Annotated in this window: 22 protein-coding genes; 8 read left to right on the top strand and 14 right to left on the bottom strand. The window is 40.1% G+C overall.

The window, feature by feature from the left end:
• Positions 1 to 30: 30 nt before the first annotated feature.
• From MusilaSJ_RS06260 to MusilaSJ_RS06250, 3 genes are all read right to left on the bottom strand, one after another.
• Complete coding sequence (locus MusilaSJ_RS06260) at positions 31 to 357, bottom strand: HesB/IscA family protein (RefSeq protein WP_090526181.1); 327 nt, start codon at positions 355 to 357, stop codon at positions 31 to 33.
• A 125-nt stretch (positions 358 to 482) separates the two neighbouring features.
• On the bottom strand, positions 483 to 896 hold the full coding sequence (gene iscU / locus MusilaSJ_RS06255; RefSeq protein ID WP_076378185.1) for a Fe-S cluster assembly scaffold IscU: 414 nt from the start codon (positions 894 to 896) through the stop codon (positions 483 to 485).
• Between the two features lie 120 nt (positions 897 to 1,016).
• Positions 1,017 to 2,228 carry an IscS subfamily cysteine desulfurase gene (locus tag MusilaSJ_RS06250; protein ID WP_274989184.1) on the bottom strand — a complete coding sequence of 404 codons (1,212 nt, stop codon included), beginning with the start codon at positions 2,226 to 2,228 and terminating at the stop codon, positions 1,017 to 1,019.
• Positions 2,229 to 2,338: 110 nt separating this feature from the next.
• Between MusilaSJ_RS06250 and mce the strand changes: the two genes are divergently transcribed.
• The 6 genes from mce (at position 2,339) to prmA (ending at position 6,838) form a co-directional block, all read left to right on the top strand.
• Positions 2,339 to 2,743, top strand: coding sequence for a methylmalonyl-CoA epimerase (gene mce, locus MusilaSJ_RS06245; protein ID WP_274989183.1), 405 nt, complete (start codon positions 2,339 to 2,341; stop codon positions 2,741 to 2,743).
• A gap of 219 nt (positions 2,744 to 2,962) precedes the next feature.
• Positions 2,963 to 3,211: a type B 50S ribosomal protein L31 gene (locus MusilaSJ_RS06240; protein ID WP_090524811.1), complete on the top strand. Its 249-nt coding sequence runs from the start codon at positions 2,963 to 2,965 to the stop codon at positions 3,209 to 3,211.
• A 64-nt stretch (positions 3,212 to 3,275) separates the two neighbouring features.
• Positions 3,276 to 4,460, top strand: a complete 1,185-nt coding sequence (locus MusilaSJ_RS06235; RefSeq protein WP_274989182.1) for a GlmU family protein — start codon at positions 3,276 to 3,278, stop codon at positions 4,458 to 4,460.
• Positions 4,461 to 4,574: 114 nt separating this feature from the next.
• Positions 4,575 to 5,339 (top strand): triose-phosphate isomerase, encoded by a 765-nt coding sequence (gene tpiA / locus MusilaSJ_RS06230; RefSeq protein WP_274989181.1) that lies wholly within the window; start codon positions 4,575 to 4,577, stop codon positions 5,337 to 5,339.
• Between the two features lie 136 nt (positions 5,340 to 5,475).
• The gene (locus tag MusilaSJ_RS06225) at positions 5,476 to 5,946 is read left to right on the top strand and encodes a hypothetical protein (protein WP_274989180.1); all 471 of its coding nucleotides are present in this window, start codon (positions 5,476 to 5,478) and stop codon (positions 5,944 to 5,946) included.
• A gap of 55 nt (positions 5,947 to 6,001) precedes the next feature.
• Positions 6,002 to 6,838, top strand: coding sequence for a 50S ribosomal protein L11 methyltransferase (prmA, locus tag MusilaSJ_RS06220; RefSeq protein ID WP_274989179.1), 837 nt, complete (start codon positions 6,002 to 6,004; stop codon positions 6,836 to 6,838).
• 131 nt (positions 6,839 to 6,969) lie between these two features.
• Here the strand turns inward: prmA and MusilaSJ_RS06215 are convergent, their stop codons facing one another.
• A complete protein-coding gene (locus tag MusilaSJ_RS06215; protein WP_274989178.1) occupies positions 6,970 to 7,611 on the bottom strand; it encodes an NAD(P)-dependent oxidoreductase in 642 nt (213 codons plus the stop codon).
• 55 nt (positions 7,612 to 7,666) lie between these two features.
• Positions 7,667 to 8,074 (bottom strand): Rrf2 family transcriptional regulator, encoded by a 408-nt coding sequence (locus MusilaSJ_RS06210; RefSeq protein WP_110584746.1) that lies wholly within the window; start codon positions 8,072 to 8,074, stop codon positions 7,667 to 7,669.
• Between the two features lie 311 nt (positions 8,075 to 8,385).
• Here MusilaSJ_RS06210 and MusilaSJ_RS06205 point away from each other — a divergent pair, with 311 nt between their 5' ends.
• Positions 8,386 to 8,727, top strand: a complete 342-nt coding sequence (locus MusilaSJ_RS06205) for a type II toxin-antitoxin system RelB family anti-toxin (protein WP_274989177.1) — start codon at positions 8,386 to 8,388, stop codon at positions 8,725 to 8,727.
• A 23-nt stretch (positions 8,728 to 8,750) separates the two neighbouring features.
• Here MusilaSJ_RS06205 and MusilaSJ_RS06200 read toward each other — a convergent pair whose 3' ends face one another.
• The 6 genes from MusilaSJ_RS06200 to MusilaSJ_RS06175 form a co-directional block, all read right to left on the bottom strand.
• Positions 8,751 to 9,872, bottom strand: a complete 1,122-nt coding sequence (locus MusilaSJ_RS06200) for a GNAT family N-acetyltransferase (RefSeq protein ID WP_274989176.1) — start codon at positions 9,870 to 9,872, stop codon at positions 8,751 to 8,753.
• Positions 9,873 to 9,957: 85 nt separating this feature from the next.
• Complete coding sequence (locus MusilaSJ_RS06195) at positions 9,958 to 10,152, bottom strand: hypothetical protein (protein ID WP_090524826.1); 195 nt, start codon at positions 10,150 to 10,152, stop codon at positions 9,958 to 9,960.
• Positions 10,153 to 10,292: 140 nt separating this feature from the next.
• On the bottom strand, positions 10,293 to 10,844 hold the full coding sequence (scpB, locus tag MusilaSJ_RS06190) for an SMC-Scp complex subunit ScpB (protein ID WP_274989175.1): 552 nt from the start codon (positions 10,842 to 10,844) through the stop codon (positions 10,293 to 10,295).
• A gap of 80 nt (positions 10,845 to 10,924) precedes the next feature.
• The gene (gene mqnC / locus MusilaSJ_RS06185) at positions 10,925 to 12,049 is read right to left on the bottom strand and encodes a cyclic dehypoxanthinyl futalosine synthase (protein ID WP_274989174.1); all 1,125 of its coding nucleotides are present in this window, start codon (positions 12,047 to 12,049) and stop codon (positions 10,925 to 10,927) included.
• A gap of 163 nt (positions 12,050 to 12,212) precedes the next feature.
• Positions 12,213 to 13,715, bottom strand: coding sequence for an ATP-binding cassette domain-containing protein (locus MusilaSJ_RS06180; RefSeq protein WP_274989173.1), 1,503 nt, complete (start codon positions 13,713 to 13,715; stop codon positions 12,213 to 12,215).
• A gap of 97 nt (positions 13,716 to 13,812) precedes the next feature.
• On the bottom strand, positions 13,813 to 14,037 hold the full coding sequence (locus MusilaSJ_RS06175) for a hypothetical protein (protein ID WP_274989172.1): 225 nt from the start codon (positions 14,035 to 14,037) through the stop codon (positions 13,813 to 13,815).
• 649 nt (positions 14,038 to 14,686) lie between these two features.
• Here MusilaSJ_RS06175 and MusilaSJ_RS06170 point away from each other — a divergent pair.
• On the top strand, positions 14,687 to 15,142 hold the full coding sequence (locus MusilaSJ_RS06170) for a PA2169 family four-helix-bundle protein (protein WP_274989171.1): 456 nt from the start codon (positions 14,687 to 14,689) through the stop codon (positions 15,140 to 15,142).
• Positions 15,143 to 15,220: 78 nt separating this feature from the next.
• Here the strand turns inward: MusilaSJ_RS06170 and MusilaSJ_RS06165 are convergent, their stop codons facing one another.
• The 3 genes from MusilaSJ_RS06165 to MusilaSJ_RS06155 form a co-directional block, all read right to left on the bottom strand.
• Positions 15,221 to 15,664: a hypothetical protein gene (locus MusilaSJ_RS06165; protein ID WP_274989170.1), complete on the bottom strand. Its 444-nt coding sequence runs from the start codon at positions 15,662 to 15,664 to the stop codon at positions 15,221 to 15,223.
• Positions 15,665 to 15,776: 112 nt separating this feature from the next.
• Positions 15,777 to 15,977, bottom strand: coding sequence for a hypothetical protein (locus MusilaSJ_RS06160; RefSeq protein ID WP_274989169.1), 201 nt, complete (start codon positions 15,975 to 15,977; stop codon positions 15,777 to 15,779).
• A 178-nt stretch (positions 15,978 to 16,155) separates the two neighbouring features.
• Entirely contained in the window at positions 16,156 to 16,362 is a 207-nt protein-coding gene (locus MusilaSJ_RS06155) for a hypothetical protein (RefSeq protein WP_274989168.1), read from the bottom strand.
• Between the last annotated feature and the right edge of the window lie 149 nt (positions 16,363 to 16,511).

Genomic DNA, 16,511 nt, shown 5'->3' with positions numbered 1-16,511 from the left:
CGCCTCTTTTCAATTATTTTAAGGTTGAATTTATACCGAAAAACTTTCGCCGCAGCCGCAGGTACGGCTGGCGTTAGGGTTGTGGAAATTGAAGCCCTTACCGTTAAGGCCGTCAGAAAAATCAAGCTCGGTACCGGCAAGGTACAGGAATGATTTCATATCAAGTGCCATGCGGACTCCCTGGTCTTCAAAAAACTGATCGCCTTTTTTCTCTTCGTTATCAAAATCAAGATTGTATGATAAGCCCGAGCAACCACCGCCCTGAACAGATACACGCAGAAAGTACGAGGCATCAAGCCCTGCATCCTGCATCAGGTGTTCTATTTTGCTTTTTGCTTTATCAGTTACAGTTACCATTTTTTTAGATTTGAGATATGAGATTTGAGATATGAGACCAAGTCACACCGCAAATCATCAAATCAATTATACGTATACAAATCAGATATGAGTCTCAAATCTCACATCTAATATCTCACATCTTCTTAGTGATGTACTTTTTCGCTTTCAATTGGCGCTAAGCCATTTTTTACGCGGAAATCATTGATCGCTGCTTTGATAGCATCTTCGGCCAATACAGAGCAGTGAATTTTTACCGGCGGAAGGGCAAGCTCTTCAACGATATCCATGTTGTCTATTTTCATAGCATCATCAATGCTTTTGCCTTTAAGCCACTCTGTAGCCAATGATGAAGAAGCGATTGCCGAACCGCAACCGAAAGTTTTAAATTTTGCATCGGTGATAACATTGTTATCATCAACCTGGATCTGCAGGCGCATTACGTCGCCGCACTCAGGTGCACCAACTAAGCCGGTACCTACTTTGTGGCTGCTTTTATCCAAAGTGCCCACATTGCGGGGGTTAGTGTAGTGATCGATTACTTTATCTGAATATGCCATTGTCTTTTAATTATTGAATTAGTGAGTTAGTGAATTATTGAATAATTTAAACTCGTAATATTTATTTTTTGTATCTGAAATGAAAAATCCGAAATCGAAAGTCCCAAACCCGAAATTAAATTAATGTTCTGCCCACTCAATTGAGTTAAGGTCGATACCTTCTTTAAACATTTCCCAAAGTGGTGAAAGGTCGCGCAGGTGGGTAACCGATTTTTTGGTTACTTCAATTGCGTAATCAACTTCTTCTTCGGTAGTGAAACGACCTAAGCCGAAACGGATAGAAGAGTGTGCCAGATCATCAGACAGGCCTAAGCTTTTCAATACGTATGATGGCTCCAATGAAGCAGAGGTACAAGCCGAACCAGATGATACAGCCAGATCTTTCATTGCCATCATCAAACCTTCGCCCTCAACATATTTAAATGAAATGTTAGCAACATGTGGTAAGCGGTGTTCAACGTTACCGTTTACATAGCTTTCTTCCAATACAGTTAAAGCTGATTGCAGTTTATCGCGTAAAGCTGACAGGCGTTTTGCTTCGCTTTCCATTTCCTGGCCGCAAAGTTCGCAGGCTTTACCTAAACCAACAATACCTGGTACGTTAAGGGTACCTGAACGCATACCGCGTTCGTGACCGCCGCCATCCATTTGGGCGGTAACTTTAACCCTTGGGCCTTTACGGCGAACATATAATGCACCAACACCTTTAGGGCCATATATTTTGTGTGCTGATAATGCTAATAAGTCGATGCCATCAGCATTTACATCAACAGGGATCTTACCAACGGCTTGTACAGCATCGGTCATAAATAATGCACCATGTTTGTGGGCAATGGCCGAAATTTCTTTAATTGGCTGGATAACGCCAATTTCGTTGTTGCCATACATGATAGATACCAGGATGGTTTCAGGCGTCATTGCTGCTTCAAGCTCAGCAAGGTCAATAAGGCCATCTTCCTTAACGGGCAGGTAGGTTACTTTACCGCCCAGTTTTTCTACGTGTTTGCAGGCATCAAGCACCGCTTTATGCTCTGTAACGGCAGTTATAATGTGGTTACCTTTGTCTTTGTACATTTCAAACACCCCTTTAATAGCAAGGTTATCTGATTCTGTAGCACCAGAGGTAAAGATGATCTCTTTTTCAGATGCGCCTATCAATTTGGCAACCTGTTCGCGTGCGTAATCAACCGCCTCCTCTGCAACCCAGCCAAACGCATGGTTACGGCTTGCTGCATTACCAAATTTTTCGTTAAAATATGGTAACATAGCCTCCAGTACCCTTGGGTCCATAGGTGTAGTTGCATTGTTATCTAAATAAATTGGGATATTCATAGTCCTTTTGAAATATATTAACAAAACAAAGATACGCAAGTTTTTATTGAAATTCAGCTAAATTCCTTCGCAAATAACCAAAGCTGACCAATAATTTACAATATTTGGACATGAACAAAGTGGAGCACATTGGCATTGCAGTTAACAGTGTTAAGTTGGCAGGCAAGATTTACGCTAAACTGCTGAACACACCGGTATATAAAACCGAAATTGTAGAGAGCGAACATGTGATTACCGCTTTTTTGCAGAGCGGACCAAATAAGATTGAATTGCTCCAGGCGTTGAATGACGATAGCGCTATAGCTAAGTTTATAGCTAAAAAAGGGGAAGGGATTCATCATGTAGCTTTTGAGGTAGATGATATTGAAGCTGAAATGAAACGGTTAAAAGCTGAAGGCTTTGTTTTATTGAATGATAAGCCTAAGCAAGGCGCGGATAATAAACTGGTTTGCTTCGTGCACCCTAAAAGTGCTAATGGGGTGTTGGTTGAGTTGTGCCAGGAAATGGCTGTCTGAATCAGAATTTACAGAATTTGAGAATTTATAGAATTGAAAAGCGTGTTTTATAGATGCTTAAGTTTAATTAGGCATGTTGCGGTTAGTATTATGTTAATCCTAAAATTTTGTAAATTCTGATTCAGATAATATTTTTAATTTGCTTTTCCAGTTTTCACTTTTATTATTACATTTGCACCTCTTTTAAGTAAAGTACAGAAGGTAAGTTTATATAATATAATGAAAAAAGATCTGCATCCATCAAACTATAGGTTAGTTGTATTTAAAGATATGTCAAACGACTACTCTTTTATCACTAAATCTTGCATCGATACCCGCGAAACCGTTAAATGGGAAGATGGTAACGAATATCCATTGGTTAAATTAGAGATTTCTCATACTTCGCACCCGTTCTATACCGGTAAAATGAAACTGGTGGATACTGCAGGTCGTATCGATAAATTCCGCTCACGTTACAACAAAAAGTAATTTTTGTTTAATTAATATTTACAAGTCCCGGCTTTGCAGTCGGGACTTTTTTTATTTTTGCGCCATGGCAATTATCCTTTTTGACGATAACGCACACCATACGCTGTTACCGCTTACCTATACCCGGCCGGTTGCCGATCTTCGTATCGGGATACTCACCATTGCCGAAAAATGGGCCAGGCATTTAAAAAGCGCCTATTCTTTTCATACGCTTGATTATCTTAAAGTAAAATTCGCGGTAAATATTGAGGCTGATAACGTTTTTATCAATGGCGCTGTATGTCCGGATGAAAACCTGGTTGAAGCGATTGATAAGCTGCAAACAGGTCAGGCGCTTAAATACAATGATCAGCTAATAGCCGTTAAACTTAATGCCGCGGATGCGGAAAACTTTGATGCTAATGCTGATTTTGGCGATGCGGTAAATTATTCTAACCTTTTTGTATCGATCAAATACCCCGAAGATATTTTCAGGAAGAATGACATCGAGCTTCGTAAAGATTTTCAACTGCTTACTAAAGGACGGACAAGCGCGGCTATCAGTTCAACCAACATCGTTATAGGTGACGATTTTTTTGCAGAAGAAGGTGCTGTTGCCGAATGTTCGACATTTAACACGACTAACGGACCGATTTACCTTTCGGCTAATACCGAAATTTGGGAAGGTACCCATATCCGCGGGCCATTTGCCATCTGCGAACATTCGCAGGTAAAAATGGGAACTAAGATTTATGGTGCTACCACCGTTGGACCGTATTGCCGGGTTGGGGGCGAAATAAATAATTCGGTGATCTGGGGATATTCGTCAAAAGGCCACGAAGGGTATCTTGGTAATTCGGTTTTAGGCGAATGGTGTAATATCGGCGCTGATACAAACAATTCCAACCTGAAAAATAACTATGCAGAAGTAAAACTTTGGGATTACAGTACACAACGTTTCCGTAAAACTGGCCTCCAATTCTGTGGCCTCATTATGGCCGATCATGCAAAAAGCGGGATCAATACCATGTTTAATACCGGTACGGTAGTGGGGGTAGGCGCCAACGTTTTCGGAGCAGGTTTTCCGCGTAACTTTGTGCCCGACTTTTCATGGGGAGGCGCGCAGGGCTTTGAAGTTTATTTGATCAATAAAATGTTTGAAACCGCGCAGAAAGTGTTCGATCGTCGCGATCACCGGGATTTTGACGAAACCGAACAGAATTTATTAACATCCATATTTGAACTAACCGAGGAGTATCGTCAGTTTTGATTTTAGTGAGTGGTTGATTAGGTGAGTGGTTTAATATCACCATTTAATCGAACTTTGCAACTACTCACCTAATCAACCCAATCACCATTCACTAATAAATAAAATAATAAAATCATGAGAAAGAAAATCGTTGCCGGAAACTGGAAAATGAACCTTGATTACAATGAAGGTTTAGCTTTATTTTCAGAGATCATCAACATGGTAAAAGATGAGGCTACCGGCACGCAGGAAGCAGTGATCTGCAGTCCGTTCATCCACATTCATAGCCTGGTGCAATTGTCAAAAGGTTATAGCAAAATTGCTGTTGGCGCGCAAAATGCCCACCAGGAAGAAAAAGGTGCTTACACAGGTGAGATCTCTGCTAAGATGATTAAATCTACCGGTGCCGCTTATGTGATCCTTGGCCACTCAGAACGCCGCCAGTATTTTGGCGAAACCAATGCTTTGCTTGCCAAAAAAACAGATACTGCTTTAAAAAATGATCTTCGCCCTATCTTCTGCATTGGCGAAACTTTGCAGGAGCGTGAAGCCAATACACATTTTGATGTGATCAAAACTCAGTTGGTTGAGGGCATCTTTCACCTTGATGCTGACGCTTTTGCTAAATTGGTTATCGCTTACGAACCGGTTTGGGCTATCGGTACAGGTGTAACTGCTACATCAGCACAAGCTCAGGAAATTCACGAGTTCATCCGTAAAGAAATTGCCGCTAAATATAGCCAGGAAGTTGCCGATGCTACTACCATTTTATACGGCGGTAGCTGCAACCCAACCAATGCTGCCGAACTGTTTGCTCAGCCTGATATTGATGGCGGCCTTATCGGTGGTGCTTCCCTGAAATCGCGCGACTTTACAGATATCGTTAAAACATTTAATTAATTATTAGATATGAGATTTTAGATATGAGATCTGAGAAAATGCCCAAACTTAATTTCAAACAGAAAGAGGGTTTGTGCTGTTTACAAAAAAGTAAACTCTCAAATCTCATATCTCACGTCTCAAATCTAAGAGAAGCATGAAGCTTTTAAAAGTTCTTTTACCCGTTTTGGTCGACTTTGGCGTATTTTGGGCGGTTGTATATCTCAATATGCCCGATCACCCTATGCGCATTGGCGAAATTGGTAACGGTAACCTGTATAGCCTCATGGCCTACTTCAGCCTTTTTTGGCCCTTATTGCTTGCAGATGGAATTCTCACACAGTACCTGATCATCATACCACTTTGGAATTGGGTTAAACATAAAGGAGCTTCGGCGCGCTTTATTGCCGGAGCTTGCATTGCCCTGGTTTGTATATTATTTGCCGGGGCCCTAAGCTATATTATATGGTTGCCGGAAGATGGATATAGCCCCCTGTTTAGTTTTTGGTGGTATATGACCGAAATACAAGCTATTTACTGGATTGTTAACTTTATTGTACTGTATTTACTCGACAGGAAGAGGACAAGCGCAGATAGCGAGCCGGTTGAACCTGCAGTTGCAGCTTAAATTCTCTGCCGGCCGACCGGATTTCTGGTGGAGGTTAACAACGAAAAAAATCAAAATGAATTACTACGAATTATTTTTTACTACCATCACCACCGAAGATTACCAGCAAGACCTGCTGATCAATGCTTTGGGTGAGATAGGTTTTGATACTTTTGAAGAGCTTGAACTTGGCTTTAAAGCTTATATTCCCGAAGATGTTTTCGACCAACAGGCGCTTGATGAGCAATTATTACCCTATAAAGACCTGTTCACTTTTAGTTACGAGATAACGCTCATTCCGCAGAAAAACTGGAACGAGGTGTGGGAAAGTAATTTTGAACCTATAGAGATAGGGGATAAGATTTATGTGCGGGCAACCTTTCATGAACCTAAACCCGAGTTTCAATACGAGATAGTGATAGACCCTAAAATGGCGTTTGGTACAGGCCACCATCAAACCACAGCTATGATGCTGGGGCTGATGCTTGAAAATGAATTTGCCGGTAAAAAAGTGCTTGATATGGGTTGCGGTACGGGGATCCTTGCTATTATGGCCGCCAAATTAGGTGCCGGTGATATCACTGCCATTGATTACGACCCGGTTTGCTATGAAAGCACTATCGAAAATTCGGCTTTGAATAGTGTGGGTAATATCAAACCGCTTTGCGGGTCAAAAGAAGCTATTCCTAATGAGCAATATGATATCATCCTGGCCAACATCAACCGCAACATCCTTATCGACCAAATGCAGCGTTATGCTGAAGTGTTAAAGACCGATGGCGAGATCTACTTCAGCGGTTTCTATGAATCCCCCGACCTGGATATCATTACCGATGAAGCCCGCAAGTATGGCCTGAAATACATTACCCATAAAAAAGATAAAGAATGGGTGGCTGCTAAGTTTATTAAATGAACCTTGATTCGTAGGATTTTAGGATGGCCTGATTTATTGTAGCAAAAAGAAAAGCTTATGAAGAATAAAACTTCATAAGCTTTTTACTTTCTATCAGGGGAATCCTAAAATCCTGCAAATCACGGTTCTGATTAATACCCCACGGTAAATCTTCTCTTCACAAACTGGTTATTTTCCAGTTCATCAAGAATAGCAACTGCTAAGTCTTCTACTGAAATTTCGTGCTCGTGTTTGTCATTAAACACAGGCTCATCTGTCCCGGTGCGGTATACGCCTGTGCGGGTGCCGGGATGCAGGTGAATAGCCGGGCTCAGGAAGGTCCAGTCTAAATCTTCTTCTTTTTTAATGATGTTCAGGTAATCGCGTGCTGCTGTGGCGCCCGTTTTCCATTCGGCAGGAAATTGGGGACTGTCAACTAATTGTACGCCCGGGGCAATGTAAAGACTACCGGCACCACCAACAACTAATAAACGTTTTACACCGGCTTGTTTAGTCGCTTGCTGTATCGCTTCAGAACCTTTAATAAAATCATTGTACAGGTTAGGATTACCCCATCCGGCGTTAAATGAGTTTACAACAGCATCGTGACCTTTCAACGCTTGGGTTAACTCATCAACGTTATATACATCGGTAGTTTTGAGTGTTAATTTGGGGTTTTCAATATCTGTTTTCGGGTTACGGGCTATGGCGGTTACCTCGTATCCGCGCTGTAATGCTTCGTTTAAAACGGCTTTGCCTACAAAACCTGTGGCTCCAATTAATGCGATTTTCATTGTTTTTTGTTTTTTATATTGTAATTAAATTTGTTACAGTTTGTTTTAAAATTTTTTAATCAAATTGATTTACAAAATCAAAAATGGTTATGGTACTTAGTTTTTTGACAATGGCAGCTTCAACCTCATCGGCCAAATGATCAAGATGCGCCCCAATTTGCTTGCCGACAGGGCAGGCAGGGTTGGGTTTATTTTTAGCCTGGCCTAAAGCCGGCGGCAGTTTTACAGCTTTATAAACATCAGCAAGAGTTATTTTTTGCGGAGGGAGGGCAAGGCTATAACCGCCTGTTTTACCTTCCTTGCTTTCAATAAGCCCGCAGGCGCGTAGTTTGCGCATTTCTTTACGTACCAGAACAGGGTTTACGTTCATGCTGCCGGCAACATAGTCAGACGATAATAGCTCGCCAGGCTGTTTGCAGAGCAGGGTTAATACATGGGTTGCTATTTGAAATTGTCCGTTCATTTATCTGTAATAAAAAATATTACAGTACAAAGGTGAAATTTTAATTTTAAAAAGAAGAATTTTTTACGCTTTTTTGCGCACTAAATTACAATGGGATGAAAATCCGGCGTCTGAATTACTCGAAAAAAATACCGTGTAGCAGGTATGTTTTAGAATGATTTATTTGCTTTAATTTAAGGGATTTGCCAATCGCAATAATTAACTACACTTTAAAATAAAATTTTACGCAAATTAGTTGATAATTAGCGTGATAATAAATATTATTGTAAAGTAATTAACTTTTGCGAAACCTACACTATTAATTTAACCAAATGAAAACTCTCGGAAAAAAAATCAGATTATTACGTCATCAAAAGGGGTGGAGCCAGGAGGATGTTGCAAAGAGACTGGATATTTCAATTCCTGCTTTCTCAAAGATTGAAACAGGGATCACAGATATTAATTTATCAAGGCTTGAGCAGATAGCAAACCTGTTTGAAATGTCAGTAGTTCAGTTGCTTACATTTAATGATGCCGAGCAGGATCAAAAATTTGTAAACGAGCTGGAAACCGTTAACAAACGCTTGATGGACCGTGAAACTGAAGTAATTGATTTGCAGAAAAAAGTAATTGAGCTATTTGAAGAACTTCGACATTCAAAAGTAACCGCATAATTTGGTGGCCCGGTTTGGCCGGGCTAATCAAAAATGTAACGCATTGTTAAATGCTTTTTGCCAAATGTAGCACCAACTGCTTCGTGGATGGCTATCATTTTGTCGTTAAAATCGCCTACCCAGGATAGTTCAAGCTCATCATAACGCTTGAGAGGCAATACATATTCCTTTAATTTTATAAACATTGCCGACTCGAGGCCGTGCTTTTGATACTTTTGTTTCGTGCCCATCACAATAGCCCGCATGCGGGATACACCTTTCCAACGGTAGTATAAAAATTTGAGCTTACCTATCAGGTTAAGTTTGCCGTTTAGCGGTTTAAGCATCTGGTTAGCATCGGGTAAAATGATCATAAAAGATGCCGGTTCATCATCAACATAAGCAAACCAGATCAATTTTTCGTCCATCAGGGGCTTCATTTTTTCGAAGCTTTCCATGATCGTATCGTATGTAATGGGAACGAAGTTTTCAAAATCTTTCCATCCATCGTTGTAGACCTCAATGAAGTCAGCCGCGAATTTTTCTATTTTCTTTATTTCAAAATGCCTGAAATCGTACCCTGGCTTTTTGGCTACCCAATTAGCTATTTTGGTAAACCGCTCGGGGAAAGGTTTATGTGCGTCAACATGGTTAGTGATCTGCGCGTACTGGGTTTTAAAGCCGTATTCATCAAAAAAGGCCTGGTAATACGGATGATTATAGTTCATGCCATAGGAGGGAGGGCTGAAACCCTCAACCAGCAAACCCCAGAAATTGTCGTTTTCGCCAAAGTTGATGGGGCCGTCCATGGCTTTCATGCCGTTTTCCCTGAGCCAGTTTTTGGCGGTATCAAATAAAAGAAAGGCAGCTTCTTTGTTATCAATACACTCAAAAAAACCCATGCCGCCGGTTGGCTGCTCGTAATTGTATGCTTTTTTTTCATTAATAAAAGCAGCAACCCGGCCAATTAGATGGCCATTGTCATCTGTCAGGATCCAACGGGTACATTTACCATGTTGATGAAAGTTGTTTTTTGCCGGGTTAAATACAGCTTCAATATCATTATCAAGCGGGCAAACCCAGTTATCGTCATCTTTATAAATGATGCGGGCCACATCTAAAAAAGCCTTTTTTGTTGCTTTATCCTTTACTTCTGTTACTTTCATTTATTGTACGCTACCGGTAGATAATAAAAAAAGCATCCAGAGGCATAGTCTGAATGCTTTGTAAAATGTTATGTATTAAAAAGAATTAATAGTCGTCTTCGTCGTCGTCATCGAATGACTCGTAACCCCTGCCCAGATCATCATCTAATGGTCCGTCAAAATCATCATCATCGTCATCAACTACCTTCTTTTTCACTTTTGGGTCAAACTCATCATCATCATCAGGATCATTATCTGAGTTTTCGATCTTTTTAGTGTTCGGTTTCTTTGGCGCTCCCATTGTAATGGATTTTATAAATTAAACTTTGTCAATAATAATAATTAAAATCAGATAAAGAAAAGCGTTTCTAAAATCTTTTACCCTATTGATTCAATAGTAAAAATAATGAAAAATGGTTTTTTTTAAAACAGAAATTAAAATTATTCTGATTGCTCGCCAATGGTAGCGGTATTGTTTGTAAAGTCCTTAAGTTGAGGTAATTCCTCAATACTGTTAATGCCAAAATAGTCCATAAACAAAGCACTTGTACCATAAAGGATAGGTTTTCCAAGCCCTTCTGATTTGCCAATTATAGCTATTAGCTCTTTTTCGAGTAACTTTTGGATCGAATAATCGCAGTTTACACCCCTGATCTGCTCTATATCGGGCTTAGTTACGGGTTGTTTGTAGGCAATGATAGCCAGAGTTTCCAAAGCCGCCTGGCTTAGTTTTTTCTTTGACCGCTGCAGTTGCAAAAGGTTAATAACAGCGTGATATTCCTTTTTAGTAAGGAATTGATAGCCATTGCCAATTTTAACCAGCTCAATAGCTAAACTATGATGCTGATATTTTTCGTGGATCCTGCCTATGGCATCGGTTACTTCTTCGCTGGTAAAATCACGCTCAAAAGCAGCCTGGAGGCAATAGATGATCTCCTCCAACCGGATTGCCTGCTCTGATGCAAAAATTAGGGCCTCTATGTATTGTTCCATTTTGTTCAGTTGGCAGTTGATAGTTTGCAGTTGGCAGTTAATCTTGTTTCAACTGCAAACTGCCACTGCATACTGGTAACTTAGTAATTTATAACCTGTTCTTCAATTTCAACGGGGATTTCGCGCCACTCGTATCTCTGGGTACGAAGCTGGGGCTCAAAGCCGGCTTCTTTTATGGATTCCTGGATACCTTTAGCCGTAAACCTGTGAGGTGCACCGGCTGCGGATACAACGTTTTCTTCAATCATGATAGAGCCAAAATCGTTTGCACCTGCATGTAGGCACAGCTGAGCAACCTGCTTACCAACAGTAAGCCACGAAGCCTGGATATTTTTAATGTTGGGCAGCATGATACGGCTCAATGCAATCATGCGGATATATTCATCGCCGGTTACATTATTGGTGATACCGCGTACTTTACGTAAGAGGGTACCATCATCCTGGAAAGGCCAGGGGATAAATGCTATAAAACCATAGTTACCTTCAGGTTTTTCGGCCTGTACTTCGCGGATCCAAACCAAATGCTCAAAGCGCTCTTCAATAGTTTCAATATGGCCAAACATCATCGTAGCGGATGTTGGCAGGTTAAGCTGGTGAGCGGCACGCATTACATCAAGCCATTCCTTACCGCCGCATTTGCCTTTTGATATCAGGCGGCGCACGCGGTCGTTCAGGATCTCGGCACCGGCACCCGGTAATGAATCCAGGCCTGCTTCCTTCATTGCTCTTAGTACCTCAATATGCGGCATGCTCTCCAATTTGGCAACGTGTGCAATTTCCGGCGGACCTAATGAATGCAATTTTAATTTCGGATAAAGCTGTTTCAGTTCGCGAAACAGGTCGGTATAAAATTTTAAGCCAAGATCGGGGTGATGCCCGCCCTGTAACAGCAGTTGATCGCCGCCGTACCGAAATGTTTCCTCGATCTTCTTTTTATAAGTTTCAATATCAGTAATATAACTTTCCTCATGACCGGGGCGGCGAAAGAAATTACAAAACTTGCAATTGGCTATACAAACATTGGTAGTGTTAACATTACGGTCAATTTGCCAGGTAACCTTGCCATGCGGAACCTGTATTTTACGAAGCTCATTGGCGGTGTACATCAACTCGGCAGTAGAGGCGTTGTTATACAGGTAAACGCCTTCTTCAAGCGTTAAAAAATCAAACCGCAACGCGCGCTGCAACAGATCGGCTGTATTCATATCACGCAAATATACGCAAGTTGGTAATTTGATTTTAGCGGCCGTGAAATAATTGACAAAAAAGATAGAAAGGAAGCGTAAAGCCTAAAGCAGAAAGCCCAAAGCTTGTTATTCCTTTAGCTTTTAGCTTTTCGCTTTCGGCTTTCAACTTTTGGCTTTCAGCTTAAAAAACTACCTTTCCCTTATCCAACCTCAAAACCTTGTCAACACTGTTGGGTATTTCATGCTGATAGTGGGTAACATAAATAAGCGTAACATTACCCAGGCTGCAAATGGTATCAACCAGGTTTTTAAAGTGGAGTTGCTGATGATCGTCCATTCCCTGGCAGGGTTCATCAAAAATAAGCAGTGCCGGGTTTTTAATGAGTGCCCGGGCCAGCAGACAGAGGCGTTGCGCACTTGCCGGGATGTTTTTGAGTAATACACGGGCGTACTTTTCAATTTCCAAAGCCTTCATCCACCGTAAAGCAATTTCTGCACGGTCTTTATTGCTTGGCCTGAATAAGCCGAGGGTATCGTAATAACCCGACTCGATTACCTGCAAACAGCTGTTATCGGTAGGGAAATACTGGTGCAGCTCGGGCGATACGAAGCCGATCTTTTTTTTGATGTCCCAGATGCTTTCGCCTGTCCCGCGTTTTTTATCAAATAAAATAATGTTGTTAGCATAGGCCTGCGGATTATCTCCGTTGATTAAGCTTAGCAACGTTGACTTGCCGGCCCCGTTAGGACCCAGCAAAGCCCAATGTTCTCCAGGGTTAATCTGCCAGTTTACATCATCCAGCACCACCTTATCGCCATATTGAATGTGTACCTTATCCACTTTTACAATGTGGTTATAAGTGGCAGGGTTTTTATCGATGTTGAGTAAGGCATTCAATTCATTGGTATCAATCGTATCGCTTTTATCCTGCTCAAAAAGTTCTGCTTTAAAATCCTGTTTTTGACTTTCGTGTATAATAACCCCTTTGCTTAACACGGCCACATGGGTAATAGCTGTTGGGATTTCATGGATAGAGGTGGCCATTATCATGTTAACACCTGATGCCATGATTTGCTCAATAATACCATTAAATTCTTCGCGGGTTTTTACATCCAGGCCGGTTAGGGGGCTGTCGAGCATTAATAGTACCGGATTTTTAAGCAGGGCGGCTGCCAGCATCAGGCGTTTGGTTTCGCCGTTTGATAGTTTAATGATCTGTTTATTGAGCAGTGGTTCGAGCCGTAATAATGAAACTACTCTTTCAAATGTCCAGGATGTATGGGTGCCTGGAAAATGTGGTATCGTATTAAGATAATCTGCAACGGTAAGCGCATCTTCCGAATCGGAAGAATTATAGCGTTGCTGGTAGTAGAAATCAGTGGTGTTTGAAAGATTGCGGAAATGATGTTTAGGCTCAACCAGGGCTATAAGCTTATGTGGCGTGGCAATATCACCGGCTCTGAAAAATTTGGAGTAATCATTCCAGAAATGATAATCTATTTCACCGCCTGTGATATTAAAACGCCCGGCTATGGTTTGTAGCAGGGCACTTTTACCCGATCCGCTTTCGCCGATAAGGGCCCAGCTTTCGCCTTTTTTTATACTAAAGCTTAAGCCGGTAAATAATGTTGTGTTTAAAAAACGTACAGTCGCTTTATTTATTGATAGAAGTGCATTTGTCATAGCTTAACCAGTAGAGTAGCGCGTAAATGTACTCATCTGAGTTAAAGCCAAAAAAAAATTTTGTGGATTTATGGGATTTACGATCCTTCTCCTGTAATTAAGCGGTGCGTTTTAAGGTTTCAGTTGTAGCCGGTATTTCATTGGCCTTTTTGTTAAGCCGGTTCCAGGTGGCAAAGTCGATGGTGAGCGCTTTTACAAAATTTTTGCAGCTCTTGTTAGGGCATGTAAGTACCCAATATTTTTTATGCTCTTCAACATGAGGCCTTTTACCGCATTTAATGCAGTTTTCACATTGAATGTTTGGTTGTACCTGTATTATCATAGTGGTTTGAGATAAATGGTTAATAAATTATTTATAATAAACACACCCCCTGCTGAGGGCAGCCGGTGTAAACATGTAACCTTCTATAAATTATTGATATGTTTAATTGGTTATAACTTATGTATATGAACGATTAATGGCGGTGTTTGGTTTTAAAATTCCCGGAATATTTAGAAATTATTTCGACGATTAAATTCCGGTTAAAAGCGACAGTTTATTTATCAACCGGGGGGGTATTATTGTATACATACCTATACAATTAATCAGCTTAAATATACCGCTATTGAAATTGGTTCCCTCCGGTTAGCCTGATGTTAAAAAGGCCTGATTATTGCGTTTCTTTTATCAATAGTAACCGGGGACGGACCTATCAGCATACTTTATCTATTAAACATTAACCATGAAAAATTCACACCTTCTATTATTCATTTTTGCCTTATTAACAATGAGCGGGTGCTCGGTTATAGGCGATATTTTTAAGGCCGGGGCAGTAACCGGTATTATAGCTGTAATAATTGTTATCGCTATTGTTATTTGGTTGATCTCTTTATTTAGAGGTAAAAGTTAATTTCATTATGGATTAATTTTTATATAATTAATTAAACAATTTAATTTTAAAGGGGTTGATATTATATAAAAACATCTAATCATGGAAAATACACAAGCAACAGTACAGATTTTAAATGATCTGATACAGATCAACAATGACAGGATTGAGGGCTATCAACGCGCCTCAAAAGATTTGAAGGATGGTGACACCGATCTGAAATCGCTTTTCACAAGATTTATTGGCCAAAGCCAGGGTTACAGACTTGCTTTGGGTACAGAGGTTAGTGCTTTTGGAAAAGACATTGAAACCGGTACAACCACCAGCGGCAAAATACACAGGGCCTGGCTTGACGTTAAAGCCGCGTTTACCGGGCATGATACCCATAATGTACTGGAGGAATGCGAATTTGGTGAAGATGCCATTTTAAAAGCATACCGTACCGCGCTTGAAGATGAAAATTTACCAGCCTACCTGCGCGAAACGATCAGTCAACAGGAAAGTGAGCTGCTTGATGCTCATGACGAGATTAAAGCCCTGCGTGATACTGTTCACTAAATTTATTGATGATTAATTAACTACCGGGGGCAGTTTTATAACTGCTCCTTTTTTATGATTACTGTTAATAGGTTTGTTTTATGGCTGAGGGACAATGTCTATATTTTTAACTTGCCAGCTATTTTTCTCGGCCCAGTCACCATCAGTGTACAACATTTCAACTTTCCAGGCTGATTGTTCCATTTTGCCACTATCGTTCTCGACTTTCACCGTTGATTGTACCTGGTAGCTATTGGCTGTTGTATCAATAACCGATTTAAAACTGTTGTTAGGAAAAACTGCTTTTTGAGGTTGTTTTAGCTCTTCCTTTACAAATAATTTGGCCATGGTAAAAGCTTCCTTCGCAGTTGGTTTGCGGTTAAGATGAATTGTGCTGTTTTTACTTATGCCAAGCACTACAATAATAAATGTTATTGCAAAAACTATGGCAAAAAGGGTAGCAGTGCGTATGTGTGGATGACGGTGCAAGCCAATACTTTTACGCTCATCGGCACTAAGCGTTTTCCATTCAGAATATTTCATATTTTATTACTTATCACATTAAGCAATACCAATAGAAATTGTTTGGCGATTATTGAGCAAAAAAGAACGCCCCCGGAAAACCGGGGGCGTTCTTTTAACATAAAAAGTTAGATTACTTTTTAGTAGTGTCAGCTTTAGTAGTGTCAGCTTTGGTAGTATCAGATTTAGTAGTGTCAGCTTTAGTAGTGTCAGCAGCCATTTTAGAAGAATCAGCTTTAGTTGAATCAGCAGAAGAAGATGATGAAGAACCTTTACAAGCAGCGAAAGAAACAGCGATAGCTAAAGCTAAAAAGCCTAATTTGAAATTTTTCATGTTTAATTTTTTTAATAAGTGATTTAATAGTTTACAGCTTAATACCAGAAATAAAAAAAGGTAACCCATAATTTTGAAAAAAAATTACAAGTCACCTTTTTTATTGATGGATAACTAAAAAATCAATAGAAAAAGATTAAAAATGATATTTAACTACTTTCTATTTTATCAGAAATAATTATTTCTTGGTGGTGTCTTTTTTAGTAGTATCAGTAACAGCTTTGGTAGTGTCGGCAGAAACTTTAGTTGAATCGGTAACAACTTTAGTTGAATCAACTACAGTTGTAGTAGTATCACCTTCAGTTTTTTTGGTGTCACCATTACAAGCTGAAAAAGATGCTGCAAGAACTAATGCTACGAATGCTAATTTAAATGTGTTTTTCATTTTCTTAATTTTTAAAATGTTAACGTTTTGTGATCGTTTGTTACTTAATACGCATTAGTTGAAAAGGTAACCCATAAAAATTAAATCTTTGTAAATTCCATAGAATTTGTAGTTTATGTACGGGTTTTTGCAAGCGGTTTTTTTATTGC

It is taken from the genome of Mucilaginibacter sp. SJ, from assembly GCF_028993635.1.
Classification (GTDB): Bacteria; Bacteroidota; Bacteroidia; order Sphingobacteriales; family Sphingobacteriaceae; genus Mucilaginibacter.
The sequence above is the reverse complement of the archived record's forward strand: the minus strand, read 5'-3'. Positions and strand labels throughout refer to the sequence as shown.

What these genes read in the sequence shown, in the direction of transcription:
- MusilaSJ_RS06260 (WP_090526181.1), bottom strand. Translation starts at nt 357, where the DNA reads ATGGTAACTGTAACTGATAAAGCAAAAAGCAAAATAGAACACCTGATG.
- iscU (WP_076378185.1), bottom strand. Translation starts at nt 896, where the DNA reads ATGGCATATTCAGATAAAGTAATCGATCACTACACTAACCCCCGCAAT.
- MusilaSJ_RS06250 (WP_274989184.1), bottom strand. Translation starts at nt 2,228, where the DNA reads ATGAATATCCCAATTTATTTAGATAACAATGCAACTACACCTATGGAC.
- mce (WP_274989183.1), top strand. Translation starts at nt 2,339, where the DNA reads ATGAACAAAGTGGAGCACATTGGCATTGCAGTTAACAGTGTTAAGTTG.
- MusilaSJ_RS06240 (WP_090524811.1), top strand. Translation starts at nt 2,963, where the DNA reads ATGAAAAAAGATCTGCATCCATCAAACTATAGGTTAGTTGTATTTAAA.
- MusilaSJ_RS06235 (WP_274989182.1), top strand. Translation starts at nt 3,276, where the DNA reads ATGGCAATTATCCTTTTTGACGATAACGCACACCATACGCTGTTACCG.
- tpiA (WP_274989181.1), top strand. Translation starts at nt 4,575, where the DNA reads ATGAGAAAGAAAATCGTTGCCGGAAACTGGAAAATGAACCTTGATTAC.
- MusilaSJ_RS06225 (WP_274989180.1), top strand. Translation starts at nt 5,476, where the DNA reads ATGAAGCTTTTAAAAGTTCTTTTACCCGTTTTGGTCGACTTTGGCGTA.
- prmA (WP_274989179.1), top strand. Translation starts at nt 6,002, where the DNA reads ATGAATTACTACGAATTATTTTTTACTACCATCACCACCGAAGATTAC.
- MusilaSJ_RS06215 (WP_274989178.1), bottom strand. Translation starts at nt 7,611, where the DNA reads ATGAAAATCGCATTAATTGGAGCCACAGGTTTTGTAGGCAAAGCCGTT.
- MusilaSJ_RS06210 (WP_110584746.1), bottom strand. Translation starts at nt 8,074, where the DNA reads ATGAACGGACAATTTCAAATAGCAACCCATGTATTAACCCTGCTCTGC.
- MusilaSJ_RS06205 (WP_274989177.1), top strand. Translation starts at nt 8,386, where the DNA reads ATGAAAACTCTCGGAAAAAAAATCAGATTATTACGTCATCAAAAGGGG.
- MusilaSJ_RS06200 (WP_274989176.1), bottom strand. Translation starts at nt 9,872, where the DNA reads ATGAAAGTAACAGAAGTAAAGGATAAAGCAACAAAAAAGGCTTTTTTA.
- MusilaSJ_RS06195 (WP_090524826.1), bottom strand. Translation starts at nt 10,152, where the DNA reads ATGGGAGCGCCAAAGAAACCGAACACTAAAAAGATCGAAAACTCAGAT.
- scpB (WP_274989175.1), bottom strand. Translation starts at nt 10,844, where the DNA reads ATGGAACAATACATAGAGGCCCTAATTTTTGCATCAGAGCAGGCAATC.
- mqnC (WP_274989174.1), bottom strand. Translation starts at nt 12,049, where the DNA reads ATGAATACAGCCGATCTGTTGCAGCGCGCGTTGCGGTTTGATTTTTTA.
- MusilaSJ_RS06180 (WP_274989173.1), bottom strand. Translation starts at nt 13,715, where the DNA reads ATGACAAATGCACTTCTATCAATAAATAAAGCGACTGTACGTTTTTTA.
- MusilaSJ_RS06175 (WP_274989172.1), bottom strand. Translation starts at nt 14,037, where the DNA reads ATGATAATACAGGTACAACCAAACATTCAATGTGAAAACTGCATTAAA.
- MusilaSJ_RS06170 (WP_274989171.1), top strand. Translation starts at nt 14,687, where the DNA reads ATGGAAAATACACAAGCAACAGTACAGATTTTAAATGATCTGATACAG.
- MusilaSJ_RS06165 (WP_274989170.1), bottom strand. Translation starts at nt 15,664, where the DNA reads ATGAAATATTCTGAATGGAAAACGCTTAGTGCCGATGAGCGTAAAAGT.
- MusilaSJ_RS06160 (WP_274989169.1), bottom strand. Translation starts at nt 15,977, where the DNA reads ATGAAAAATTTCAAATTAGGCTTTTTAGCTTTAGCTATCGCTGTTTCT.
- MusilaSJ_RS06155 (WP_274989168.1), bottom strand. Translation starts at nt 16,362, where the DNA reads ATGAAAAACACATTTAAATTAGCATTCGTAGCATTAGTTCTTGCAGCA.